This window comes from Intestinibaculum porci, assembly GCF_003925875.1.
In the GTDB taxonomy this organism is placed as follows: Bacteria; Bacillota_I; Bacilli_A; order Erysipelotrichales; family Coprobacillaceae; genus Intestinibaculum; species Intestinibaculum porci.
In genome coordinates this window covers 2,677,495-2,701,204 of the sequence record NZ_AP019309.1, presented here as the reverse complement: position 1 = coordinate 2,701,204, position 23,710 = coordinate 2,677,495, and the positions used below count along the sequence as shown (strand labels likewise).

25 protein-coding genes and 1 pseudogene are annotated in these 23,710 nt (G+C 41.2%); 17 read left to right on the top strand and 9 right to left on the bottom strand.

Going from position 1 to position 23,710, the window contains the following annotated elements; all coding sequences use genetic code 11:
- The first annotated feature begins 71 nt into the window (after window positions 1-71).
- From SG0102_RS12930 to SG0102_RS12895, 9 genes and pseudogenes are all read left to right on the top strand, one after another.
- Complete coding sequence (locus SG0102_RS12930) at window positions 72-1,445, top strand: glycine--tRNA ligase (RefSeq protein WP_125120314.1); 1,374 nt, start codon at window positions 72-74, stop codon at window positions 1,443-1,445.
- Window positions 1,446-1,464: 19 nt separating this feature from the next.
- The gene (gene dnaG, locus SG0102_RS12925) at window positions 1,465-3,252 is read left to right on the top strand and encodes a DNA primase (protein WP_125120313.1); all 1,788 of its coding nucleotides are present in this window, start codon (window positions 1,465-1,467) and stop codon (window positions 3,250-3,252) included.
- On the top strand, window positions 3,249-4,517 hold the full coding sequence (gene rpoD / locus SG0102_RS12920) for an RNA polymerase sigma factor RpoD (protein ID WP_125120312.1): 1,269 nt from the start codon (window positions 3,249-3,251) through the stop codon (window positions 4,515-4,517). Before dnaG ends, rpoD begins: the two co-directional genes overlap by 4 nt.
- Complete coding sequence (locus tag SG0102_RS12915; RefSeq protein ID WP_125120311.1) at window positions 4,517-5,203, top strand: tRNA (adenine(22)-N(1))-methyltransferase; 687 nt, start codon at window positions 4,517-4,519, stop codon at window positions 5,201-5,203. Before rpoD ends, SG0102_RS12915 begins: the two co-directional genes overlap by 1 nt.
- An 88-nt stretch (window positions 5,204-5,291) precedes the next feature.
- Window positions 5,292-5,930 (top strand): annotated as a pseudogene (locus SG0102_RS12910) (Nif3-like dinuclear metal center hexameric protein); the annotation flags it as partial.
- On the top strand, window positions 5,931-6,389 hold the full coding sequence (locus SG0102_RS12905; protein WP_125120309.1) for an NUDIX hydrolase: 459 nt from the start codon (window positions 5,931-5,933) through the stop codon (window positions 6,387-6,389).
- A gap of 12 nt (window positions 6,390-6,401) precedes the next feature.
- On the top strand, window positions 6,402-7,319 hold the full coding sequence (locus SG0102_RS15410) for a hypothetical protein (RefSeq protein WP_157983059.1): 918 nt from the start codon (window positions 6,402-6,404) through the stop codon (window positions 7,317-7,319).
- Window positions 7,267-7,905 (top strand): NUDIX hydrolase, encoded by a 639-nt coding sequence (locus tag SG0102_RS12900; protein ID WP_157983058.1) that lies wholly within the window; start codon window positions 7,267-7,269, stop codon window positions 7,903-7,905. Before SG0102_RS15410 ends, SG0102_RS12900 begins: the two co-directional genes overlap by 53 nt.
- Before the next feature lie 30 nt (window positions 7,906-7,935).
- Window positions 7,936-8,187: a hypothetical protein gene (locus SG0102_RS12895; RefSeq protein WP_125120307.1), complete on the top strand. Its 252-nt coding sequence runs from the start codon at window positions 7,936-7,938 to the stop codon at window positions 8,185-8,187.
- On the opposite strand, the gene SG0102_RS12890 is transcribed toward SG0102_RS12895, so the two are convergent.
- Together SG0102_RS12890 and SG0102_RS12885 are read right to left on the bottom strand one after the other, a co-directional pair.
- Complete coding sequence (locus tag SG0102_RS12890; RefSeq protein WP_125120306.1) at window positions 8,157-9,044, bottom strand: deoxyribonuclease IV; 888 nt, start codon at window positions 9,042-9,044, stop codon at window positions 8,157-8,159. The genes SG0102_RS12895 and SG0102_RS12890 overlap by 31 nt on opposite strands.
- Entirely contained in the window at window positions 9,044-10,423 is a 1,380-nt protein-coding gene (locus tag SG0102_RS12885) for a DEAD/DEAH box helicase (RefSeq protein WP_125120305.1), read from the bottom strand. The genes SG0102_RS12890 and SG0102_RS12885 overlap by 1 nt, the downstream gene beginning before the upstream one ends.
- 99 nt (window positions 10,424-10,522) lie before the next feature.
- Here SG0102_RS12885 and SG0102_RS12880 point away from each other — a divergent pair, with 99 nt between their 5' ends.
- Entirely contained in the window at window positions 10,523-11,446 is a 924-nt protein-coding gene (locus SG0102_RS12880; RefSeq protein ID WP_125120304.1) for a 4-hydroxy-3-methylbut-2-enyl diphosphate reductase, read from the top strand.
- A 187-nt stretch (window positions 11,447-11,633) separates the two neighbouring features.
- On the opposite strand, the gene SG0102_RS12875 is transcribed toward SG0102_RS12880, so the two are convergent.
- The 5 genes from SG0102_RS12875 to fmt form a co-directional block, all read right to left on the bottom strand.
- Window positions 11,634-12,059, bottom strand: a complete 426-nt coding sequence (locus SG0102_RS12875) for an aspartate carbamoyltransferase regulatory subunit (RefSeq protein WP_125120303.1) — start codon at window positions 12,057-12,059, stop codon at window positions 11,634-11,636.
- Window positions 12,056-12,991 carry an aspartate carbamoyltransferase gene (gene pyrB, locus SG0102_RS12870; protein ID WP_125120302.1) on the bottom strand — a complete coding sequence of 312 codons (936 nt, stop codon included), beginning with the start codon at window positions 12,989-12,991 and terminating at the stop codon, window positions 12,056-12,058. Before pyrB ends, SG0102_RS12875 begins: the two co-directional genes overlap by 4 nt.
- A gap of 149 nt (window positions 12,992-13,140) precedes the next feature.
- The gene (locus tag SG0102_RS12865) at window positions 13,141-13,980 is read right to left on the bottom strand and encodes an HAD-IIB family hydrolase (RefSeq protein ID WP_231999804.1); all 840 of its coding nucleotides are present in this window, start codon (window positions 13,978-13,980) and stop codon (window positions 13,141-13,143) included.
- Window positions 13,981-14,279: 299 nt separating this feature from the next.
- Window positions 14,280-15,581, bottom strand: a complete 1,302-nt coding sequence (locus tag SG0102_RS12860; RefSeq protein WP_125120300.1) for a pyrimidine-nucleoside phosphorylase — start codon at window positions 15,579-15,581, stop codon at window positions 14,280-14,282.
- Between the two features lie 12 nt (window positions 15,582-15,593).
- Window positions 15,594-16,544 carry a methionyl-tRNA formyltransferase gene (gene fmt, locus SG0102_RS12855; RefSeq protein WP_125120299.1) on the bottom strand — a complete coding sequence of 317 codons (951 nt, stop codon included), beginning with the start codon at window positions 16,542-16,544 and terminating at the stop codon, window positions 15,594-15,596.
- A gap of 110 nt (window positions 16,545-16,654) precedes the next feature.
- Here fmt and SG0102_RS12850 point away from each other — a divergent pair, with 110 nt between their 5' ends.
- The 5 genes from SG0102_RS12850 to SG0102_RS12830 all read left to right on the top strand — a co-directional run bounded on the left by SG0102_RS12850 (window position 16,655) and on the right by SG0102_RS12830 (window position 20,498).
- Window positions 16,655-17,356: a hypothetical protein gene (locus SG0102_RS12850; RefSeq protein ID WP_125120298.1), complete on the top strand. Its 702-nt coding sequence runs from the start codon at window positions 16,655-16,657 to the stop codon at window positions 17,354-17,356.
- A gap of 96 nt (window positions 17,357-17,452) precedes the next feature.
- Window positions 17,453-17,716: a 30S ribosomal protein S20 gene (gene rpsT / locus SG0102_RS12845; RefSeq protein ID WP_125120297.1), complete on the top strand. Its 264-nt coding sequence runs from the start codon at window positions 17,453-17,455 to the stop codon at window positions 17,714-17,716.
- 71 nt (window positions 17,717-17,787) lie between these two features.
- Complete coding sequence (ispG, locus tag SG0102_RS12840; protein ID WP_170162788.1) at window positions 17,788-18,864, top strand: flavodoxin-dependent (E)-4-hydroxy-3-methylbut-2-enyl-diphosphate synthase; 1,077 nt, start codon at window positions 17,788-17,790, stop codon at window positions 18,862-18,864.
- A 67-nt stretch (window positions 18,865-18,931) separates the two neighbouring features.
- Complete coding sequence (locus tag SG0102_RS12835; RefSeq protein ID WP_125120296.1) at window positions 18,932-20,122, top strand: MFS transporter; 1,191 nt, start codon at window positions 18,932-18,934, stop codon at window positions 20,120-20,122.
- Complete coding sequence (locus tag SG0102_RS12830; RefSeq protein ID WP_125120295.1) at window positions 20,115-20,498, top strand: tetratricopeptide repeat protein; 384 nt, start codon at window positions 20,115-20,117, stop codon at window positions 20,496-20,498. The genes SG0102_RS12835 and SG0102_RS12830 overlap by 8 nt, the downstream gene beginning before the upstream one ends.
- Before the next feature lie 19 nt (window positions 20,499-20,517).
- Here SG0102_RS12830 and SG0102_RS12825 read toward each other — a convergent pair whose 3' ends face one another.
- Window positions 20,518-21,357, bottom strand: a complete 840-nt coding sequence (locus tag SG0102_RS12825; protein WP_125120294.1) for a YitT family protein — start codon at window positions 21,355-21,357, stop codon at window positions 20,518-20,520.
- A gap of 74 nt (window positions 21,358-21,431) precedes the next feature.
- On the opposite strand from SG0102_RS12825, the gene SG0102_RS12820 reads away from it, so the two are divergent.
- Both SG0102_RS12820 and pfkA read left to right on the top strand, forming a co-directional pair.
- Window positions 21,432-22,046, top strand: coding sequence for a Crp/Fnr family transcriptional regulator (locus SG0102_RS12820; protein WP_125120293.1), 615 nt, complete (start codon window positions 21,432-21,434; stop codon window positions 22,044-22,046).
- A gap of 9 nt (window positions 22,047-22,055) precedes the next feature.
- On the top strand, window positions 22,056-23,015 hold the full coding sequence (gene pfkA, locus SG0102_RS12815) for a 6-phosphofructokinase (RefSeq protein WP_125120292.1): 960 nt from the start codon (window positions 22,056-22,058) through the stop codon (window positions 23,013-23,015).
- A 25-nt stretch (window positions 23,016-23,040) separates the two neighbouring features.
- Here pfkA and SG0102_RS12810 read toward each other — a convergent pair whose 3' ends face one another.
- Window positions 23,041-23,691, bottom strand: a complete 651-nt coding sequence (locus SG0102_RS12810) for a hypothetical protein (protein WP_125120291.1) — start codon at window positions 23,689-23,691, stop codon at window positions 23,041-23,043.
- Window positions 23,692-23,710: the final 19 nt, after the last annotated feature.

Sequence of the window (23,710 nt, the reverse complement as noted above, 5' to 3'; positions counted from 1 at the left end):
AATTTAATCGAATGTGATGACTTAGCAGTTGCTAGGTCATTTATTATCTTATGAAGTCTTAGGAGGATAAAATGGCTAATACAGATATGGATAAACTCATTGCACACGCTAAAGGTCAGGGCTTTGTCTATCAGGGTTCAGAAATCTATGATGGACTGGCAAATACATGGGACTACGGACCTCTAGGTGTTCAGTTAAAAAATAATATCAAGCAGGCATGGTGGAAGAGATTCATTCAGGAATCTCCATACAATGTCGGTATTGATTCGGCAATTTTTATGAATCCAAAGGTATGGCAGGCATCAGGACACGTTGGCAACTTCAACGATCCATTAATTGACTGTAAAGTCTGCAAAACCAGACATCGTGCGGATAAATTAATTGAGGCTTATGATCCTGAATTACATCCCGATGGATGGACCCCAGCAGAAATGATGGCGTTTATCAAGGAACATAACATTGCTTGTCCAAACTGCGGCGGACATGATTTTACCGATATCCGTAAGTTTGAATTAATGTTCGAAACATCAATGGGTGTTGTCAAGGATGATAAGAGTACTGTTTACTTACGTCCAGAAACCGCTCAGGGTATTTTCGTCAACTTTAAAAATGTGGCGCGTACAACCAGAAAGAAAATTCCTTTCGGTATTGGTCAGATTGGGAAATCATTCCGTAATGAAATTACCCCAGGTAACTTCATCTTCAGAACCCGTGAATTCGAACAGATGGAATTAGAATTCTTCACCAAACCAGATACTGATTTAGAATGGTTTAACTACTGGCGCAGTCATTGCATGAAGTTCTTAAATGACTTAGGCATTAAACCAGAAAACTTACGTTTCCGTGATCATGATCAGAAAGAACTTTCATTCTACTCTAAAGCAACGACGGATATTGAATATAAATATCCATTTGGCTGGGGTGAATTATGGGGGATCGCCGATCGTACAGATTACGATTTAAATAGACATATCGAATATTCTAAGAAAGATTTATCTTACTTAGATCCTCAGACTCATGAAAAATATGTCCCATATGTTATTGAACCATCGGTTGGGGCGGACCGTTTATTCTTATCGGTTTTCGCGGATGCCTATGATGAAGAAGTCTTAGAAGATAACGATACGCGTATCGTTATGCATTTACATCCTGCTTTAGCACCAGTTAAAGCAGCCATCTTACCATTAACGAAGAAACAGTCGGAAGAAGCCGAAAAGATTTACGCTGAATTATCTAAAGACTTCTACTGTGAATATGATGTTTCAGGCAAGATCGGTAAACGTTACAGAAGACAGGATGCGATTGGGACACCACTTTGTATCACAATTGACTTTGATACAGCTGAAGATCATGCTGTTACAATTCGTGATCGTGATACGATGGAACAAATCCGTTTACCAATTGATCAGTTAAAAGACTATATTGCGAAAAAAGTTCAGTTATAATTTTTAAGGAGGGATATGTGTGTCAAGAATACCTCAGGAGAAGATTGATGAGATCCGCAATAGCGTCGATATCGTCGACGTGATCGGCCGTTATCTCTCTCTGCATCGACATGGCCGCAGCTACAAAGCGCTTTGTCCATTTCATGACGACAGTGATCCCTCTTTATCTATTTCTCAGGAGAAACAGATTTACATGTGCTTCGTCTGTCATAATGGCGGGAATGTCTTTACCTTCTTACAGAATTACCTGCACATTGAATGGATTGAAGCCGTCAAAATGGTCGCCGAAATCGGTCATGTTGATTTATCAGCCTATCATTTAGAATCTTATAGTCAGCCGGTGAAGGAAGAAAATAAGGTTTATTATGATATGCATACTGAAGCCAATCGTATTTACAGCTATTATCTCAACACCAAATCCGGAACATTAGCGCGTGATTATCTCGCTAAGCGTGGTTTTGATGAGGAACTGATCAAACGTTTTGATGTCGGTTATGCCCCTAGTAAAAATGTTTTGTATGAAGCGTTTAAACATATGGGATATCAGGAAATCGATATGGAGAAATCTGGCTTAGTCATCGAATCACAGCGTCATTACGATCGCTTTAACGATCGTGTGATGTTCGCTTTGCATGATGAATATGGCCGTGTTGTAGGCTTTTCTGGACGTATTTATAAAAATGGTCAGGAAGGCGCTAAGTATATGAACTCGCCAGAGTCCGATATCTTCATTAAAGGACAGGTGCTCTATAACTATCATCGCTGCAAGGATGCTGTGAAAAAAGAAGGCTTTGTATATATTAACGAAGGCTTCATGGATGTCATCGCGATGAGCCGCGCCCATCATGAAAACTGCATTGCCTTAATGGGAACGGCGTTAACGCAGGGACATATTCGGATGTTAAAGAAATTAACGAAGAATATCGTCTTATGTCTTGATGGCGATGCGCCAGGGCAGGCCGCTGCTTATAAAGCTGCCGCCTTTCTTGATGAACAAGGCTTTGATGTGAAACTGATTCTTTTACCGGAAGGCCGGGACCCGGATGAGATTTACAGCAGTGAAGGGCAGGATGCCTTAGATGCGGTCCTCAAAGATCGTTTGTCGCTGATTGATTTCATGTTAATCTATGAATCTTCAAAACGTGATTTACGGAACTATGATGATCGCCGCAGCCTGCTTGATGCCGGCATTAAAGCGATCGCTAAACTGACCGATCGGATTGATCGGGAACACTATATCGAGAAACTCTCTAAACTGACGGATTTCTCGCTAGATATCGTGAAGGAAGCGGTGAATGATGCAACCTTGCGGGAAGTACCGACGATTGATTTCAATCGTCAGGTGAATACGCAGTTTGCCCGCAGTTTCCAGAACGTGGCTAACATTGTTCATAATAAATATGAACTGGCGGAACGTAATTTACTGTATTACATGTTAAATGAAAAAGCGGTAGCGGATTTATATGAAGCGAAGTTAGGCTTTATGTATAACGAAGAATATCGCGTGATCGCTTCGTATGTCGTAGACTACTACCGCCATCATGTCAAACTTGATGTGGCGACGCTGATGGATATTATCGGACCCGATCACCCACAGTTAGTGCAGACCCTTTCCCAGGTCGATGATCTTCATTTACCCTTACCGAGTGATGAAAAAGCGATTAATGACTATATAACAATTATTTCAAAGAACGCGATGAAGCTGAAGAAGAATCAGCTTTTAGAGCAGCTCAAGGATGTCTTAGATCCGAAAGCCCGCGCGCAGATTGTAGATGAAATTATTAATTTACAAAAGGAGAACGTATGAGCGAAAAGAAACCAGCAAAAGCAATGACATTTGATGATTTAAAATACATGATCAAAGAAAATGCCCAGATTCGTGGCGGGCAGTTAACCCAGGATGACTTAGATGCCTTCCTTGATAAATATGATCTGGATGATGAATCATCAGAAGAACTTTTATCTTATATTTCAGAAAACAACTTATTATCTGAAGAAGATTTAGATATTGATATTGATGACAATGAAATCATGAAAGGGTCAGATGATGACTTAGATGATTTAGAAGGCTTAGAATTAGATTTAGGTCTTGATGATGACGGCACAGGAGCCGAAGATGATGATACGCCTGATTTAGACTTCTCAACGGATCTGGATATGGGTGATACCATTTCGATGATGACCGGTGATGATAAAGAAGATGATGCCAATCAGCTTGGTTCAAACGTTAAAATCAATGACCCTGTCAAAATGTACTTAAAAGAAATTGGTCGTGTTGACTTATTAACGCATGAACAGGAAATCGAATTAGCAAAACAGATTCTTGAAGGCGGCCAGGTAGGCGAAGAAGCAAAAAAGAAATTAGCCGCTGCCAACTTACGATTAGTCGTTTCGATTGCGAAACGTTATGTTGGTCGTGGTATGTTATTCTTAGACCTGATTCAGGAAGGGAATATGGGTCTGATCAAAGCCGTGGAAAAATTCGATTATACCAAAGGCTTTAAGTTCTCAACCTATGCCACTTGGTGGATTCGTCAGGCGATCACCCGTGCGATTGCCGATCAGGCGCGTACGATCCGTATCCCTGTCCATATGGTGGAAACGATCAATAAATTAACCCGTATTCAGCGTCAGCTGATTCAGGAATTAGGGCGTGAACCAACGGCGGAAGAAATCGCCGAAAAGATGGATGGCATGACTCCGGAAAAAGTCAGAGAAATTCAGAAGATTTCTCTTGAACCAGTCTCATTAGAAACACCAATCGGGGAAGAAGATGATTCCCATTTAGGTGATTTCATCGAAGATGAAGGGGCGATGTCACCAGATGATTACGCATCTAATGAATTATTAAAAGATGAATTAAATGAAGTCTTATTAGAATTAACGGACCGTGAAGAAAAAGTCTTACGTTTACGTTTTGGCTTAGATGATGGTCGTACGCGTACCCTCGAAGAAGTGGGTAAGGAATTTAACGTCACAAGAGAACGTATCAGACAGATTGAAGCGAAAGCTTTAAGAAAGCTGAAACATCCCTCACGTTCTAAACGTCTGAAAGACTTCTTAGACCGTTAATGAAACTCCATTCTAAGCGCCTGCTTAAGATTTGCGAGATGATTACACAGTATAAAACCGGAAACACATTGGCAGATATTGGCACTGATCACGCTTATCTGCCTTGTTTTCTATACAAAAATCATGTGATTGAAAAAGCCTATGCCTGTGACGTGGCAGAAGGCCCGCTCGCAAGTTCTCAGGCCACGATTGTGCATGAAGGGGTAATTGGGCATGTTATTCCCTTATTAGGAGATGGCTTAGACCCAGTTGCATCCCTGCCTACTGACATGATTGCGATCTGCGGCATGGGCGGTTTATTAATGAGTCAAATCTTAGAAGCCCACGTTGAAAAGATGGATGATAATTTGTTTTTCTTACAGGCGAATACAGCGATTGATTTATTAAGAGCCTGTTTAGAAAAACATCAGTTAGCGATCATTGATGAAGCGATGGTCAAAGATGGCCATCATATTTATGAGATCATCGTCGCTAAAAAAGGGCAGGATGTTTCTTATAGCGAAGAAGATCTGATGTTTGGCCCGGTATTAAGACAAAAACAAGGTCCGCTTTTTGAAGAAAAGTGGATGCATGCTTTAGAAGTGCAGAGACGGATTTTAAAAAGTCTTGATCCGCAACATGAGAAATATGAGAAAGTATTAAAAGAAAAAGAAATGATTGAGAAGGTGTTAGATCATGCAGGCTAAAGAATTAATAACTTTAATGGAAGAAAAATATCCCTTATCACTGCAGGAGGCTTGGGATCATTCTGGCTTATAATGCGGAAATGCTTATAAGGAGATTCACAAAGTGATGATCGCTTTAGATTGCGATCAGCGGACAATTGAGGAAGCGATCGCCGCAAAGTGTGATATGCTTATTACCCATCATCCTTTTTTATTCAAAGATCTTTCCTTAGACCTTAATAGTTATGTGGGAAAATGTATCGCGCTGGCGATCAAAAATGATTTAGTCATTTATTCTTCGCATACGCCATTAGATAAAGTCTCCATGAATACATGGTTATGCGAGGCTTTAGGGTTAACGGAAATTACTGATTTTGAAGAATCCGGCATTGCGAAAAAAGGAACGTTTACAACGCCGCTCACTTTTGATGACTTTATTGCCCGGGTGAAAGCAGTTTATCATTTACCAGTTGTCCACGTAGCGGGAGAAAAAGCAATGATTTCTCGCGTGGCGATCTGCGGCGGCAGCGGCAGTGATTTTATTCACGAAGCGGATGTGGATGCGTATATTACTGGTGATCTTAAATACCATACCGGGGAAGAAGCAACGATTCAAAACAAAGTCTTAGTTGATATTGGCCATCACGCCGAGGTGATTATGGTTTCTCATTTGAAAGCAGAACTTGAAAAATGCACAGATCTGACGATCGTCGAAAGCTGCTCGCCAGATTATTATCGGTACTTGTAAATGAAAGAAACAACGCTTATTTATCTGCATCGTCCTCATCAGACCTTAATGCTGCTGCGCAATAAGAAGAAAGATGATTTAAATAGTGGAAAATGGATTGGCATTGGTGGTAAATTAGAAGCAGGAGAATCGCCTTATGAGGGCGCTAAGCGAGAAACGTATGAGGAGACACATTATATTATGCATAGCGCCCGCTTTGTCGGGACGGTTTTATTCATCGATTTAACGCGTCATTATGAAGAAAAAATGTATGTTTATACAAGTGAAGATTTTAGTGGTGAAATGCATGTTTGTGATGAAGGAGAACTGCATTGGATTGATGATGAGAAACTGTCTGATTTACCAATGTGGGAAGCGGATCCTTACTTCCTTTCCTGGCTAAAAGATGAAAAGGTGCATCAGGCTAAGGCGACCTATCAAAACGATCATCTCCTCTCTTTTGAGGAAACGCAAATGTAAGAAGGTGTCATTGTGAGTATTCAATTAAATTTATATAAAAATGTTTTAAAACATTCAGGCTTTAAAAAGTGGACGACCAAACCTGAGGAATTACCATCAAGAGTGGAACGTTATAATGCCAAACATGCATTTGAGATGCCGAAGGAAAATTATGATCATCTCTTTTCACAAGTGGAGATCTCTTTAGTCGTTCATAATCAGATGATTACTTTTCAGGTTATTCGGATGGTTCAGAAGACGCCAGCTGAAAAAGCTATTTTGTATTGCCCTGGCAATGTTTTACCGCTTTATCCCACTAAAGAGGAATTAGAAGCGGCCTGGAAACTTGGTGATGAAACCCATCGTGATATCTGGCTGCCGCTTTATCCGCATACCTTTGATTCAACAATCAACGGGCAGGTGGCTTGCATTTATGAAGTGTACAAGGAAATGTTGAAATATTATGAGGCGGGGGCGATTGACTTTTATGGCTATTCGTTAGGGGCGACGATCCTTTTAGACTTCTTCCCATTTAATAACAGTCATGAAAAGTTAGCATCGCCACGTTATCTCTTCCTCATTTCACCAGTCGGCAATGCCGTTGGTAAAGAAGCGGAGACAATGAAAAAGATTTCCCGCAAAGATCCATTAATGAGCTATACCTATGGTCATGAAGTTTTAAAGGGCAGTGATGACTTTACCCATTTCCGGCATATGGATTTAGCCAATACCCCAGAAACCTGGCTTTATTATGGTGACTGTGATATTTACAGCGCGAAAGCGCCAAGTATTATTTCTACTTTTAAAATGGATCTGATTCCCATCCATGCGGTGTTACGCAAAGAATGTCCGCATAACTACTGTATCCGAAATACTTTTAAGGAAGCGAAGGAAGACTATGAAGAAATCCGTCGGACCATCACCCAGAATGACCCTCAATCAGGCGATTGAGGAGGTTTATAAAGGCCGCCAAGGCCGGCGGATCAAACGTGAGTCAGCGGTCTTATTGCCGTTAATAGAGGAAGACGGATCATTATCTCTGCTTTATGAAGTGCGCTCTTATCAGTTATCTTCGCAGCCAGGGGAAGTTTGTTTTCCCGGCGGCCGGATGGAAGGGCATGAAAGCCGTCAAGAAACGGCTGTTCGCGAAACTTGTGAAGAATTATTGATCAAGCCGGAAGCGATTGAAGTGATTGGCGGCATGGATAGTTTTGAACTTGGCAATGGCGCGATCGTCTGGCCTTATATTGGGAAGATCAAAGGTTCTTACAGTTATTCTCAAGATGAAGTGGATCACTTATTTAAAGTCCCGCTCACTTGGCTATGTGCTAATATTCCCCAGCAATATAAACTGACCCAGCAAACCATTCCTGATCCTCATTTTCCCATTGAACGCTTACCAGGCGGGAAGGATTATCAGTGGTTAGAGAAAACCCGTGATGTGTATATGTATTTATTTCAGGATGAGGTGATTTGGGGCTTAACCGCCGATATCACTCATGCCTTTATTGAAAGTATCAAAGCGATCACTTTTTGAGTGATGGCTTTTTTTATCTAGGAGGCTCTTATGCAATCCAAAAATTATTTAAATGTCATTTCGCTTTATGAATTTGAAAAGATTTTAGAGATGTTCGATTTACCAGCTGATGATGTGACTGCGTTAAAAATCTTATTAGTGATGAGAAGGAATATTGATAGTTTAAGCTGTGAAGTCTGTCAAAGATTTCTTGTTGAAGAGCTTTTTCGTCTTTCTTCTATGAAAAAAGACCATCTTGCGAAGATGGTCCATTATTTTGCCTCATATGCCTCTTTGAGATGAGGATTAAAAGTATTGGTTTCAAACATCATGATTTCATCCTTATAAGGGGCGTGATCATTGATGTAAGGTGTCTCTAAGATCTTCGGGACATTTTCTAAACGCGGGTTATGCACAACTTTGTTCAGAGCCTCAAAACCAATGGTGCCAAAACCGATGTTTTCATGGCGGTCCTTATGCGCACCACGCGGATTTTTGGAATCATTGATATGAATGGCTAACACTTTATCTAAACCAATCTTTTCTTCGACTTCATCTAAAATAGCATCAAAGTCATTGATATCATAACCAGCATCATTAAGATGGCAGGTATCCAAACAAATGCCTAATTTATCAGATAAGGTGACATGATCAATGAGATAAGATAGCTGATCGATCGATGTGCCTAATTCACTGCCTTTACCAGCCATTGATTCTAAGGCAATCATGACATCCTGATCAGGTGTTAAGACCTGATTGAGTCCCTCAATGATGGATGCTAAACCAGCTTCTTCTCCAGCTTTGACATGCGAACCAGGATGTAATACCAGCCGCTTGGCGCCAATTTCATGAACGCGTTCAATCTCTGTTTTGAGAAAGGAAACCGCTAATTCAAAGGTTTCTGGTTTAACCGTATTAGCTAAGTTAATAATATAAGGGGCATGAACGACAACCTGATCAATATCAATGCCATTATCAATCATTAACTGACGCGCTTCTTCTACGCGTAATTCAGAAATATCTTTCCGGCGGGTATTTTGCGGAGCCCCGGTATAAAACATGAAGGTTGTAGCCCCATAAGATAATGCTTCCTCAACCGAGCCAAGTAAAAATTTCTTTGCTTTCATGCCCACATGGGAGCCAATGAGCAGTTTCGTCATTAGTAATCACCACGCTCTTCTGCCATCCGTTTTTCCGCCTGCGCTTTTTTATAACGTTCTTTACGCTGACGTTTGATATCGGCCTGAATGATGGCGCGTTTCTGTTTACGGTAGAGCTGATCAATTTCTCTCTTACGTTTCTTTTTATAGCCTGGTTTGACTTTCTTTGGTTTACGGACAATCTTCTGGACTTCTTTTTCCAGTTCAGTTGGCTGATGGGTACGGTTTTTACGTTTCTGACGTTCCCCGGCATCAATGAGTTTGCCGTTTTTGATAGCCTTCATTTCAAAATGGATATGTTTCTTTTCTAACGCTTCAACCATCACCTGGTTAGAAGTATCATACATGGAGAAACATTCCCCCGTGTATTTTCCACGGCCACAGCGGCCTGAGCGATGAATATAGAAATCACGTTCGGTTGGGAATTCCATGTTAATGACGTGCGAAACCCCATCGATATCAATCCCGCGGGCAGCGATATCGGTCGCTACGATATACTGGTATTCATTATTATGAATACGACGCATCATCTGTTTACGTTCACGCGGCTCAAGGTCCCCATGAATTTCGCCAATTTTATAGCCATCTTCACGCAATTTAGAAGCGAGCTTTGCGGCTTCGACGCGGGTATTGGTGAAGATAATACAAATATAAGGATCGATCATGTTCATGATGTCTTTTAAGACTTCATAGCGATCGCGATGCTTGGTTGGGATTAAATAATGTTTGACATGACCTGATGATGGCAAATGCGAATCAATCGTCACCATTTCAGGGTTTTTCATATATTTCCGTAAGAATGGTTTCATCGCTTCAGGAATGGTAGCTGAGAAGACCAGCATTTCTAAGTCGTCTTTCATTTTGCCTAAGACTGTATCTAAGTCTTCAAAGTAACCATATTCTAATGTCATATCCGCTTCATCGATAACGAAGATATCAGCGGTGGTAATTCTTAACGCCTGTTCATCGATTGATAAGTCTTTGATACGACCTGGTGTCCCAATGACTAAATGGGGCTGATTATTTAATTTACTAATTGCTTTCTGTTTATCACTGCCGCCAATAAGTAATGAAATGCGTAAATCACTATTATACTTTTTAAAAGCTTTTGCATTCTCATAAATCTGCTGGGCTAATTCGCGTGTTGGCGCTGCAACAACCGCCTGGACTTTTCCTTTTGTCACGTCAATACGCTGAATGATCGGCAGTAAGAATGCATGAGTTTTCCCCGTTCCAGTCTGGGAGATCCCGACCACATCACGATGATGTAAAACAAGCGGAATCACTTTTTCCTGAATTGGGGTTGGTTTATGAAAATGAATGTGCTCTAATGTCTGCACAATATCTTTACGAAATGAAAATTGATTGAAGTTTTCCATGTTTTTCGCCTCCTTAAATCTTTGGCATTATATCACAAATTACCAGAAATGCAAAATGGAAAATATATGCTATAATGGAAGAGAAAGTTGAGGTTTATTATGAAAGTTACCGGGATTACGCCCCGCGGGTACTGTAAAGGTGTTGTGCGGGCGATTAATATTGCGAAAAAAGCAACACAGGATGTGACCAAACAGCCCCTTTATATTTTAGGGATGATTGTCCATAATGAATATATTGTCAATGCGTTAAAGGAGATGGGCGCTATTACGATTGAAGATGCCCATAAAACCCGTTTGGAGCTATTAGATGAGATCGATCATGGGACTGTCATTATTACCGCGCATGGAGCGGGTGATGTGGTCAGTCAGAAAGCACGTGAAAAGGGCTTAGATGTGATTGATGCCTCATGTTTAGATGTGATAAAAACCCATGATCTGATTAAAGAAGAGTTAGCGAAGGGATATGAGATTCTCTATATTGGGAAAAAGAATCATCCGGAAGCGGAAGGGGCGATGCTCATCGATCCTGAGCATATGCACTTAATTGCAAAGAAGGAAGATTTTGACGGCTTAGATCCAGAGAAACATTATATGTTAACGAATCAGACGACGATGTCTCTTTATGATGTGTATGATTTAACGGAATATGCGAAAGCGCATCTGCCGCATTTAGCTGTGGAACAGGAAATCTGCACGGCAACGAAGATTCGTCAGGAAGCGATCGCAAAGATGGATGAAGATATTGATCTGGTCATTATTGTTGGGGATCCGCATTCTAATAATACGAAGAAGTTAGCGTCCATCTCGCATGATCAGGCGCATAAAGAAGTGAAGATGATTGGTTCGATCGAAGAACTAGATATTGCCTGGCTGATGGATAAACATCACGTCGCCGTTTCTTCTGGGGCTTCGACACCGACGAGTTTAACGAATCAGATTATTGATTTTATTGCCCAGTTTGATCCTGCTGATCAAACAACTTATGAAAAACCAGCGGTGGATTACAGCCGGATTCTTAGATAGTCACATTTCTGGTGACTATCTTTTTCATTTGTAAGGGGATAGTCACAATCATGGGGGATAACATCTTGGAAAGAGGGAGAAAGTCACCATGATGGGGGATAAAGGTAAAATAAAAAAACTTATCCACCAAAACAGGGGATAAGTCTTGTCTAAAAAAGGTTTATTCACCATCATGGTGAATAAGTCTTTATTTGTTGTGTTCTACTTTCGAATCGCAATAGATACAGCGGTAAATCTTCTTTTCCCGATTCGCTAAATAGAATTCCTGATCGATGCCTCTTTCCACCGTCGTAATACAGCGGGGGTTTTTGCAGCGTTCTACGTTTTTAATACGCTCTGGCAGGGCTAAGTGTTTTTTCTCAACAGTTGTGCCATCTTTAATATAGGAGATGGTAATGTTGTGATCAAGATAGCCAAGGACATCTAAATCAATATCAAAATCATTATCGATCTTTAAAATATCTTTATGGCCCATTTTATGACTTGGGACATTTTTTAAAATGGCAATGGTACAATCCAGTTTATCTAAGTTTAAGGCATTGTAGACTTCCATGACTTTACCAGCGGTAATATGATCAAGGACAATACCGTTCTTTATACTATCGACTTTCATAAACGTTCCACCTCATGATCAAGATTTAAGAGACTTAAGATAAGGGCCATTCGAATATAACGGCCATTTTCGACCTGTTTGAAATAGCAGGCTCTTGGATCATCATCGACTTCCGTTGAAATTTCATTGACACGTGGTAAAGGATGCATGATGCATAAATCTTTTTTCGCATTGTCTAATTTTTTGAGATCTAAGATATAAGTATCACGTAAACGTAAGTAATCCTGTTCATTGAAGAAACGTTCCTGCTGAACACGGGTCATATAGAGAATATCTAAGTCACTCATGACTTCTTCCATTGAGCGTACTTCCTTATAAGGAATACCCAAAGGATCAAGTAAGTCTTCTTTCAAATAATCTGGCAGCATTAATTCCTCTGGCGAGATAAAGACGAAGCGAACGCCTTCATAGCGGGACATCGCTTTGACTAAAGAATGGACCGTGCGGCCAAACTTTAAGTCGCCGCAGAAACCTACGGTTAAATGATCAAAACGTCCTTTCTCACGATGAATCGTTAATAGGTCCGTTAAGGTCTGGGTAGGATGGTTATGACCGCCATCACCGGCATTAATCAGAGGGACTTTGGAACGGCGAATAGCGACTCTTGGTGCGCCTTCTTTGGGATGACGCATAGCGATGATATCACTAAAGCAGGAAACGGTCCAAATCGTATCGGTGACAGATTCTCCTTTAGTCGCTGAAGAGACATTGCCGCTTGGGAAGCCTAAGACATTGCCTCCTAAAGAAAGCATCGCACTCTCAAAAGAGAGACGGGTACGGGTGCTAGGTTCAAAGAATAAAGTAGCGAGGATCTTATGCCGGCAAACATCCTGATAGCGGGACCGGTCTTTAATGATGTCATCAGCGAGATCAACGAGCTCATTGATTTCATCAACACTCAGATCCATCGGATCGATAATAAATTTTTTCATGTTCACTCTTCCTTTCGTGCCCATTATATTACAAGGGGGAAACCATGAAAATAGAAAGCCAGGAAAAATGAAAATTTTCATGAGTACCATAGGTGAAGAGAGTGGCAGTGATACTTTTAGAGTATAGAAAAAACGCAAGCTGCCTTGCGTTAGTAAAGATGTAATGTGTCTAATAAATGAGCGATGCCATCGGCATCAGGATCTTCAAAAGTGCCGGTCGCAATATCTTTTAATTTTTCTGGTGCTTTTTGTGAAACATACGCTTCATGGGTCGTGGCCACCATCTGATAATCATTCATCGAATCGCCAAATGAGATCGTATCCTCTAAAGATCCGCCTTCTGCTTTTAAGACGCGTTTAATACCATCCGCTTTGGTGCAGTTCTTCAAAATGATTTCGCCATTGATGAAGTCATCATTTTCACTGTTGAAAGTCACCACATTGAAATGATCTGTTAAGTATTTGACGATATCTAAGAAGAGATAACGATCCTGAGCGATAAAAGAGACTTTCGTCACACCAATGGTCTGGGGATCGAATTCTAAAATGGACGTACGGTTTTCTTTGACGCGTTTGAGTTCAAAGAAACGCTGTAATTCGACATTGTCGCCAAATTCCTGATGATGTTTCATATCAAAGAATTCATTGACGCCAGGTGTCTGATAAATAGCCTTTTCTGTTTCTAAGGCAAATAAGACTTTGTGGTTGGTAAATAGAGTCATGACTTCCATTAAAGTTGTTGGATCGATATAGTTTTTAAAGATATATTCCCCTTCGACATTCACGAAGCCGCCAGCACTGGCGATAAAGCCATCTGCTGGTACTTTTTCTAAGTTCCCGCCGACAATTGAAGTAGGAGCGCGGCCAGTGCAGATAAATACTTTATGGCCAGCATCTTTGACTTTATGTAAAGCCTTAATGGTATTGTCGGTAATAAAACGTGATTTCCCAAGTAATGTCCCATCGACATCAAAAAATAAGTATTTCATAATATCCTCCTGCAGTAATCATACAAAAAGGTGGTTTGTAAGGCTACAATTTTTTCAAAAATGGTAAAAAATATTGCAATCATCAAAAGAAGTTCCTAAGATGAAAGTAGAGGGAATGCCGACGACAAGAAGGCAGGTTATGTTTATGTCAATTATGCATATCTTTTTACTTTGCGCTATTATTGCACTTATTTGCGGAGAAGCGTATTTCCGCCATTCCAACAAACATAGAAATGAATCATAATAAATCATCATGTCGGTATTCCTAAAAAAAGATCGCAATTAAGCGATCTTTTTGATTACTCTAAGGTTCCTTCAATGAGCTGAGGTTTAGTGACTGGTTCACTTGTGATATGATAAGCTTTGTAAATATCTTCTTTTAAAGCATCATTCAATGGCACATTGCAGTGCACGGTTGCCAGTGATTCGCTCTTTTCCACGTGATCACCAATTTTTTTGTGTAGGACTAAGCCGACCTGATGATCAATGACATCATCCTTGCGGGCACGGCCGCCACCAAGTTTCATGGAAACTAAACCTAAGCGTAACGCTTCTAAATCTTCAACATAGCCGCTTTCTCGCGCCGGGATCTCGATCTGATAGTTGGCTTTTGGAAATTTTTCCGGATGATCGATGTACGTTTCATCGCCGCCTTGGGCTTTTACCATCGCTTTAAAAGCAGCTAAAGCCTGCCCGGAAGAGATGGCATCTTCAACCTTAGCGCGCGCTTCTTCACGGCTGCTGGCTGCCTTAGCCATCAGTAACATCGTTTCTGCTTCTTCTTTACATAATGTCGTAAAATCTTCAGGACCTTGACCTTTTAAGGTATTGATCGCTTCGATGACTTCTAAGGCATTGCCAATGGCATAGCCTAATGGCTGGTTCATATTGGAAATCGTCGCTTTGGTATTTTTGCCTAAATGTTTCCCAATCGCAATCATTGTCTCGGCTAAGACTTTTGCATCGGCGGTTGTCTTCATGAAGGCCCCATCGCCATATTTGACATCTAATAAGATGGCATCTGCGCCAGCCGCTAATTTTTTGGACATGATGCTGGAAGCGATGAGTGGAATAGAGTTCACAGTTCCGGTGACATCACGTAAAGCATACATTTTTTTATCAGCGGGATCGAGCGCGCGGGTCTGTCCGATAATCGCTAACTTAATATCATTGACCTGGTCGATGAAGGCTTCTTCACTAATATTTACCTTGAAGCCTGGAATCGATTCTAACTTATCGAGTGTTCCGCCGGTATGCCCGAGGCCGCGGCCGCTCATTTTCGCAACGGGCACGCCACAGGCTGCCACAATCGGTCCAACTGCTAAGGATGTTTTATCACCGACGCCGCCGGTAGAATGCTTATCGACTTTAATACCTTTGATTTTTGATAAATCGAGGACATCACCGCTTTGCATCATGGCATAGGTCAGATGCGCTGTTTCTAAGCTTGTCATACCTTGAAAATAGACCGCCATCATAAAAGCGCTCATCTGGTAGTCAGGAATCTCTTCTTTGACATAGCCATCAATAATATAATGGATTTCTTCTTTGGTAAGTTCTTTTCCTGATTTTTTCTTTTCAATTAAATCAACCATTCTCATAACATAAAACCTCTACTTAAAACAATGTCCCACTTCAAAGATATTTTTACCATTCAAATAATCTTTGACCGCCATCCGCTTTTTGCCAGGGACCTGCAGGGATGTGATCAGATAAATCCCATCATTCGCTTTGACGCCGATAGCATCTTTAAAGATCTTAACGATTGTGCCGTTAGGCTGATCGCCATGGTGGCTCATGGCATTTTCACAGTTGTGAATATGGCCTTCCCAGATTTTGACTTTCGTGCCTTCATAATCACTGAAGCAGCCAGGGGCAGGATTAAGACCACGGACTTTATTGAATACATCACGAACGGATGTATTCCAGTCTAAATGTTCATCTTCTCTTTTAATAATTGGCGAGAAAGTGACCAGTTCCGGATTTTGTGGGAGACGGGTATTAGTACCATTCATAATCGATGGCAGAGTTTCTTTTAAAAGTTTCGCGCCCATGTATGCTAAACGATCATATAAAGAACCTAAGGTATCTTCATCAGTGATCTGCGTTGCTGCCTGAGAGATAATATCGCCGGCATCCATCTTTTCGGCCATATACATAATGGTGACACCAGTTTTGTGATCACCTTCAATAATTGCCCGCTGCACCGGCGCTCCGCCGCGGTGACGCGGAAGCAGTGAGGCATGCACATTGATGCAGCCTAAACGTGGCGCCTGTAAGATCGCATTAGGGACAATCTGCCCATAAGCGGCGGTAATAATAAGATCTGGCTCTAAGGCGAGAACATCAGCATAATCACTGCGGATGCGCTCCGGCTGAACAACGGGAATATTATGTGCGAGCGCAAGCTCTTTGACATCACTCATATGTAAGACGTGTTTACGTCCAACATAACGGTCGGGCTGGGTCACGACGCCGACCACATCATAATGCTCATCGATGAGCATTTGTAACACTTTTTTAGAAAAAGAAGCGGTACCCATAAAGACAATTTTTTCTGACATGTTTAAAACCTCCATACTTCAAATTATAACATATTTATAGGGATCTTCGCGCACTTACGCATAATAATGAAAAAATATATGGTATAATGACGAGCATAGGAGGGGATCTTGTGAGAAAAGATCAGGCATTTCTTATTGCATTAATAGCGCCGATTCCATCAACGCTATTAATGGAGTATTTAAAAACGTTATCAAACGCGAATCCTTTAGGGGAAATGCGTGTTTTATTGAGTGCTTTAGCAGCCGTTTTTTTAGGCTTTCTGATGGCTTATGTGGGGGACTTGAATATGAAGGGGTATACGTTTTTCAAACATGTCATGGCGCTTGTCTATACAGCCTTAGCGATTGCTGGTATTGTCAGTTTGTACATTCCTAAAGTTGCATCCTTTCATCATTTCCAGGCATACTTTTTTGCCCATGCGATCTTTTATTTGGTTTGGGGCGGAGTTTATGCCTCGTTATTATTACTGGTTGGGAGAAAAAGTCAACCGCTTACTTATGTGGCGCCCTTTTTATGTATTATGGGATTATACTTTTTAGATCGTTATGCCCAGTTGCCGCCTTTACTGCTCACGAGCCTGCGTTACAGTCTCTATTTTCTTTTCGGCTTAGTAACGATATTAATGGTCAATCACTTTCCCGATCGCCGCTATCCGCTAGCGGCGGGCGCATATCTCGTGGCTTTTCTGTTTTTGGTGCTTGCGCCATTATTTTGTGAATTGCCGGCTGCCTTTGATTCCTATATTCATTCGACCTATTTACTCTATGCGTTAAGTGCGGGGATGAATGCCTATGGCTTATCGAACCGCTAACGAAAAAAGTCCATGTAATCAGTGTAAAAAAAGTATTGCATTACTCTTTGAGATTTGATAGAATACAAAGGCAATGAAAGGAAAAGGTGATATATAATGGCAAACATGAAACAGCAGATTAAAAGATATAAAAATGCTGATAAGAAACATGCATTCAATGTTGCTTTCAAATCTTCATTAAAAACTTCTATGAAAAAAACATTAGAAGCTATTGAAGCTGGCAACAAAGAAGAAGCTGTGAAATTATTCAATGAAACAGCTAGTAAGTTAGATTCATCTGTTTCTAAAGGCATTCATCATAGAAACTATGCTAGCAGACAGAAATCAAGATTACAGAAAAAAATCAATGCTCTTGGATAATTTCTAAGAGTTTTCTTTTGGACTCAGGGCCTCCTTAGTGTAAAATAGACTAAGGAGGTTTTTTGCATTTTATGAAAGAATTTGTGAGAAGAGAGAAGACCCGCGCTGTGCAGGTCGGTAAGATCACCATTGGCGGGAATGATCATGTTGTCATTCAGTCGATGTGTAATACCAAAACCCGTGATGTCGAAGCGACGGTGGCGCAGATCCGTGAATTAGCCGCCGCGGGCTGTGAATTAGTCCGTTTAGCGATCTTTGATATGCGTGATGCCGAGGCGATTGCGGATATTAAAAAACAAGTCAATATTTCGCTTGTTGCGGATATTCATTTTGATTATCGCTTAGCCTTAAAGTGTATTGAAAACGGGATTGATAAGATCCGTATTAACCCTGGCAACATTGGCAATATTGATCATACCAGAGCGGTGGTGGAAGCCTGCAAGGCCAAACATATTCCGATTCGTATCGGCGTCAATGGCGGTTCCTTAGAAAAAGACTTGTTACAGAAATATGGCAAGCCAACCCCAGAAGCGATGGTTGAATCGGCGATGAAACATGTCAAGATCTTAGAAGATTTAGACTTCCATGATATTGTCATTTCTTTAAAATCATCCAATACGTTATTAACGATCAAAGCTTATGAATTGGCAGCGCAGACGTTTGATTATCCACTACATGTCGGGGTGACTGAAGCGGGCACCGCCCTAGGCGGCACGATCAAGTCATCATTAGGCATCGGCACGCTGCTTTACGAAGGCATCGGTAATACCATTCGTGTGTCTTTAAGTGATAATCCTGTCGAAGAAATTCGCGTGGCGAAGATTCTGTTAAAGGAATTAGGCTTAACGAAGGGTATCCCAACGTTAGTATCTTGTCCCACTTGCGGCCGTATCCAGTATGATATGATTCCGATTGCGAAAGAAATGGAAAAATTCTTAAATGGCATTCATGCGGATATTACGGTAGCCGTGATGGGCTGTGCCGTAAACGGTCCGGGGGAAGCACGTAATGCGGATATCGCTATTGCCGGCGGGGTCGGTGAAGGCTTGCTGATTCGTCACGGCGAAATTATTCGTAAAGTGAAACAGGAAGATATGTTAGACGTCCTCAAACAGGAAGTCCTCAAAATGGTCAATGAGATGGATTAAAGTCCATCTTTTTTATATGAATTCGTTTACATTTAGGCTATACTAATAGTAAGTGAGGTGATTTGTTTTGGATCCTGTCACAAAATCTTTAAATCGAAAATATAGTGAAATTCAGGGACTCTTCTATGTTGTCTTTTGCACCGTTTTAGGCTATGCGGCCGTTTATCTCGGGGCCATTGGTTTATCCGCAAGCATTATCGGGGTTATTCTCGCTTTAGGCAATGTCTTTTCAACGCTTTTTTCACCAGTCATTGCCCGCACGATTGATCGTCTGCATCTCTCTTTAAGTCGCGTCCTGATGGCGATTGCCGGCAGTGTCGGCGTGTTGGCAGCGGTGATGATGTTATGCACGAATATGAAGGCGATCGTGGCGGTGATCTTTGTCATTTTGTTAGGCTTGCTGTTTGCGATGCTGCCGCTGATTAATTCTTTAGCTTTTGTCTTTGAAAAACATGACATTCATATCAGTTTTGGCTTAGGACGCGGCATCGGCAGTGCGGCTTACGCCTTAACATCTTTGGCGTTAGGCTTCTTAGTACGCAGTTATTCGCCTAAACTGTTACCAGTCTTAGAGATTGTCGTTATCGCGGCCCTCATTCCAGTGATTGCCTCTTTTAGAGTCAAAGGGATTTCGATGAAAGGGGAGGAAAGTGAACACCCTTCCATGGATATGAAAAGCTTTGCCGCGCGTTATAAAATCTTTGTCGGTTTAATTATCGGCTTAACGCTTGTCTTAGCGGATCATACCTTTATCAATAATTTCTTCATTAACATTGTGAAAAATGTTGGCGGGGATACTTCAGATATGGGCATTGCAGTGTTCTTAGCGGCGATCTTGGAACTGATTGCGATGAATGTGTTTGAAAAGATTAAACACCGTATTGAAGTTGGTCGGTTACTAAAGTTTTCCGCAGTTATGTTTACAGTAAAACATATTTTAACGTTCTTAGCCCCTAATATGGCAGTGATCTATTTAGCACAGTGCCTGCAGATTTTTGCTTATGCGATTTATATTCCCGCAGGTGTTTACTATGTGGATCTCTTATTTGATCGGGCGGATGCGACGCTGGGACAGTCTTTAATGGCTTCCACGGCGACTGCTGGCGGCGTTATTGCCTCTTTTGTTGGCGGGTTCTTAATTGACAGCATCGGCGTTTCTTCAACGTTAATGATTGGCATGATCACTTCTATTATCGGCACGGTCATTGTCCTGATGACCGTTCAAAAAACTAAGAAAGCAGGGATGAGTTATGAATAAAAAAGAAGTTAAAGCATTAGAGATGAAAACAAAAGAAAATGATCTTGAAGCGATCAAAACCTTAGCGCAGGCTTATTTTAATGGCGATGGTGTTAAGAAAAGTAAAGGGAAAGCCATTGAACTTTACACGCAAGGGGCAGAGCTTGGTGATGGCGAATGTGCTTATATTTTAGGTGATTATTATGAACGCGGCTTGATTGTCCGTCAGGATTATAATAAATCTCGTCATTTCTATATGATTGCGGCGAAGGCGCATCATCCTAAGGCAACTTATAAAATGGGGTACTATTTAGAATATGGCTATGGTATTTATAAGGATGAAAAGGAAGCGCAAAAATATTATGAAGAAGCCAAGAAACTTGGCTACCACGCTTAAGAGGACTGCTTGGCAGTCCTCATCTTTTTGCGATGGTATAGCCTTTGCCTAAGACCGAGCGAACATCTTCGATGATCACAAAGGCGGTCGGATCAATGGCTTGAATCGCCTGTTTAATACTATTAATTTTTTGATAAGGGGTAATCGCCATAATGACTTTAGTATCTTTTTCAAGATAACCTGTTTCGGCTTTTAAGAAAGTCATGCCGATATCCTGATGATGCAGTAATTCCTGACGAATCTCTTCGTAATGGGGAGAAATAATAATGAGGGAAGACTGAGAAGTCCCATAAGAAAGGACTCGGTTAATAAGCAGGTTGGTACACAAAATAATGACGATCCCATAGATTGTGGTCATGACATCATGCATCTGTGTGATGACCACAAAAGTATCACATAAATACATGATCAGGGAAACGGGAACGTGGAAATATTTATGGGCAATAACCCCTAAAATATCAAAGCCACCGGAAGACCCGTTACCGCGTAAAATAAGCCCGCCGCCTAAGCCTAAAGATAGGGCAGCGATGATCGATGCTAAAAGGGGATCACTTTTAAGTGGGGCTAAGATAGTAATCTTACTTAGCAGTTCGAGAAAAAATGGGAAGAGTAGCGATGATAACAGGGTTTTCATAATGAAATCTTTCCCGACAAAAAGGAAGCCGAGAAGAAAAAGTAAACCGTTGAGCATATAAATAATCACTGACAAAGGTAAAGGAAGAAATGTATGCAGGGTCACGGCTAAACCAGTTACCCCGCCAGCCACAAAATGAAGCGGTAAAATAATTAAGCCAAAGGCGGCCGCTACAAGGATATTGCCCAGCAGAATTTCCATCAGTTCTAATATTTTCTTTTTCATGTGAATCACCTCGCTTATAAGTATAAGCATTGTGATATAATGAGTTTGTAGTCTAAACTACAAAGAGGTTAAAAATGGTTATTATCGATCAAAAATATTACTTGCTGTTTGAAAGTCAGGGGATTGTGCGTCATTATGCACCGCATGAAGCGATCTTTATGGAAGAAGATGAAGCACGTTATACGTATCTGATTGAGGAGGGCCGGGTTCGTGTTTTTATGAATTCCAAAGATGGGAAAGAAACGACTTTAGAAATTTTAAAGGCAGGACGAATTTTCGGTGATGCCTCTTTTTGCGAACATAGTCTGCGCAGTGTGACGATCGAAGCAGTTGTGGAAACGAGATTAGTAGTTGTTGATACAAGACGCTTAGTAGGAGTCTTACATGAGCATGAAGAACTGATGGTTCTTATGTTTCAGCACTTAACGGAGTCTAATCAGCGGATGACGCATGTGTTAAAAAGACTGATTCATTATGATGCTACGCAGAAAGTTGCAGATTTTATTTTAACATCTAGTGAAGAGGATGGCACTTTGCCTTTTACTCAGCAGGAAATGAGTGAATGTTTAGCGCTCAATCGGGTAACGGTGAGCAGGGTGATCACAAAACTCAAACAGCAGGGTTTGATCCAGACATCTTATGGGTCTATACAAATAAGGAATAAACAAGGGCTAAAAGCTCTTTTATAGGAGGTTCTTATGCGAAGAATAGGTATTTTGACATCCGGCGGGGATGCGCCGGGAATGAATGCGGCGATTCGCGCTGCCATTCGTACCGCATTAAAAAATGATATGGAAATTTATGGCATTTATGATGGTTATAAAGGACTTGTTGATGGGGATATTCATCCTTTGGATTATCGTGATGCTTCAGAAATTTTAACACGTGGGGGCACGGTATTAGGCTCTTCTCGTCTGCCAGAGTTTGAGCAGGACGTGATGCAGGATTTAGCGGTCAATCAGCTCAAACGCTGGGGGATTGAAGGATTAATCGTAATTGGCGGGGACGGCAGTTATCGCGGAGCCCAGGCCTTAAATCGTAAAGGCATTAAAACAGTTGGTATTCCTGGGACAATTGATAATGATATTAATGGCACGCAGCGAACGATTGGCTTTTCGACGGCTTTAAATACGATTTGTGAAGCGGTCAATAAGTTACGTGATACATCTTATTCCCATCATCGCTGTTTTATTGTGGAAGTGATGGGACATCACTGTGGCCAGCTCGCGTTATGGAGTGCGATTACCTGCGGGGCTGAAGTACTGATCAATCAAGAAATTGGCTATAGTGAAGAACGTGTCATGGCACAGCTAGCGATTCACGATCATTTCCGTAATAAACGTCATGCTTTGATTATCACGGCAGAGAATATGATTGATATTCAGGCGTTAGCGAAGAAAGTATCAGAGGAAACGAATTTCTCTGGTCGAGCGATTTCTTTAGGGCATATCCAGCGTGGCGGTTCTCCAACGCCAGAAGATCGTATGCTTGGATCAAAGATGGGAAAAGAAGCGGTGGAAGTGCTGATGCGCGGTGAAGGTGCCAAGTGTATTTGTTTGATTCAGGATCGGATTGTCGTGAGAGATATTGATGAAGCGTTAGCGGATACGACGCGTGATGATGAAGAACTGTATGATTTATTTAACGATTTAGTATAAAAAATAGCTCAGGACAACTCCTGAGCTAGATGTGTTCTAAGACCCCGGGATGAACGATGTATTCACCGTTAGGGGATTTGACATGGATGGGGGCATCACCAAAGTTATAGACATAAACGGGTCCAAACTTACGGCTGAATTTATAGAAGTTGACTAAATGATCACCGGCATAATATCGGAAATCATCGATTTCCGGATAACCAATGAGAACGGAATCTTTATAGAGCCCGAGATGCAAGTAATGATGTTTGGTGAAAAACTCATTATCATGGTCATGATAGAGTACGGATTCAAAATAATAGTCGGTATCATTTAAGTTGATGATGACACATTCATCTTCCGGTACAATCGAGATGGTAAAGTCTTTCTGGGCTTCAAAGGATTTCTTGGAAGCTTTATTGATAAATTTCTTGATATAAGAAACCTGATCTATGCCAAAGACATCAATGAGATAATTGATATCATCTGATTTACCACTATGCTGGGTGAAATCGCAAAGATACTGAGAACCTGAATAGGTTTCTAAGACGATGCCTTCTTTGACCACCATACCATTCATCACCCGGCTGGTTACGATATGATAGCCAGGTTTAAATTGCGGATGATCATAGACATAGCCTGTGATCACTGGCACTTTATGTTTCAGATCAATTGTCCACTTTTTGAATTTATACATCTTCAACCCTCCGAAGAGT

Bases quoted from the DNA above. Each gene is read 5' to 3' on its own strand.
- SG0102_RS12820 (WP_125120293.1), top strand. From the start codon at position 21,432: ATGGTTATTATCGATCAAAAATATTACTTGCTGTTTGAAAGTCAGGGG.
- SG0102_RS12895 (WP_125120307.1), top strand. From the start codon at position 7,936: ATGCAATCCAAAAATTATTTAAATGTCATTTCGCTTTATGAATTTGAA.
- SG0102_RS12810 (WP_125120291.1), bottom strand. From the start codon at position 23,691: ATGTATAAATTCAAAAAGTGGACAATTGATCTGAAACATAAAGTGCCA.
- SG0102_RS12900 (WP_157983058.1), top strand. From the start codon at position 7,267: ATGAAGAAATCCGTCGGACCATCACCCAGAATGACCCTCAATCAGGCG.
- SG0102_RS12890 (WP_125120306.1), bottom strand. From the start codon at position 9,044: ATGACGAAACTGCTCATTGGCTCCCATGTGGGCATGAAAGCAAAGAAA.
- SG0102_RS12875 (WP_125120303.1), bottom strand. From the start codon at position 12,059: ATGAAAGTCGATAGTATAAAGAACGGTATTGTCCTTGATCATATTACC.
- rpsT (WP_125120297.1), top strand. From the start codon at position 17,453: ATGGCAAACATGAAACAGCAGATTAAAAGATATAAAAATGCTGATAAG.
- SG0102_RS12905 (WP_125120309.1), top strand. From the start codon at position 5,931: ATGAAAGAAACAACGCTTATTTATCTGCATCGTCCTCATCAGACCTTA.
- SG0102_RS12860 (WP_125120300.1), bottom strand. From the start codon at position 15,581: ATGAGAATGGTTGATTTAATTGAAAAGAAAAAATCAGGAAAAGAACTT.
- fmt (WP_125120299.1), bottom strand. From the start codon at position 16,544: ATGTCAGAAAAAATTGTCTTTATGGGTACCGCTTCTTTTTCTAAAAAA.
- SG0102_RS12830 (WP_125120295.1), top strand. From the start codon at position 20,115: ATGAATAAAAAAGAAGTTAAAGCATTAGAGATGAAAACAAAAGAAAAT.
- ispG (WP_170162788.1), top strand. From the start codon at position 17,788: ATGAAAGAATTTGTGAGAAGAGAGAAGACCCGCGCTGTGCAGGTCGGT.
- SG0102_RS12880 (WP_125120304.1), top strand. From the start codon at position 10,523: ATGAAAGTTACCGGGATTACGCCCCGCGGGTACTGTAAAGGTGTTGTG.
- SG0102_RS12865 (WP_231999804.1), bottom strand. From the start codon at position 13,980: ATGAAATACTTATTTTTTGATGTCGATGGGACATTACTTGGGAAATCA.
- rpoD (WP_125120312.1), top strand. From the start codon at position 3,249: ATGAGCGAAAAGAAACCAGCAAAAGCAATGACATTTGATGATTTAAAA.
- SG0102_RS12825 (WP_125120294.1), bottom strand. From the start codon at position 21,357: ATGAAAAAGAAAATATTAGAACTGATGGAAATTCTGCTGGGCAATATC.
- SG0102_RS12915 (WP_125120311.1), top strand. From the start codon at position 4,517: ATGAAACTCCATTCTAAGCGCCTGCTTAAGATTTGCGAGATGATTACA.
- SG0102_RS12885 (WP_125120305.1), bottom strand. From the start codon at position 10,423: ATGGAAAACTTCAATCAATTTTCATTTCGTAAAGATATTGTGCAGACA.
- pyrB (WP_125120302.1), bottom strand. From the start codon at position 12,991: ATGAAAAAATTTATTATCGATCCGATGGATCTGAGTGTTGATGAAATC.
- pfkA (WP_125120292.1), top strand. From the start codon at position 22,056: ATGCGAAGAATAGGTATTTTGACATCCGGCGGGGATGCGCCGGGAATG.
- SG0102_RS12930 (WP_125120314.1), top strand. From the start codon at position 72: ATGGCTAATACAGATATGGATAAACTCATTGCACACGCTAAAGGTCAG.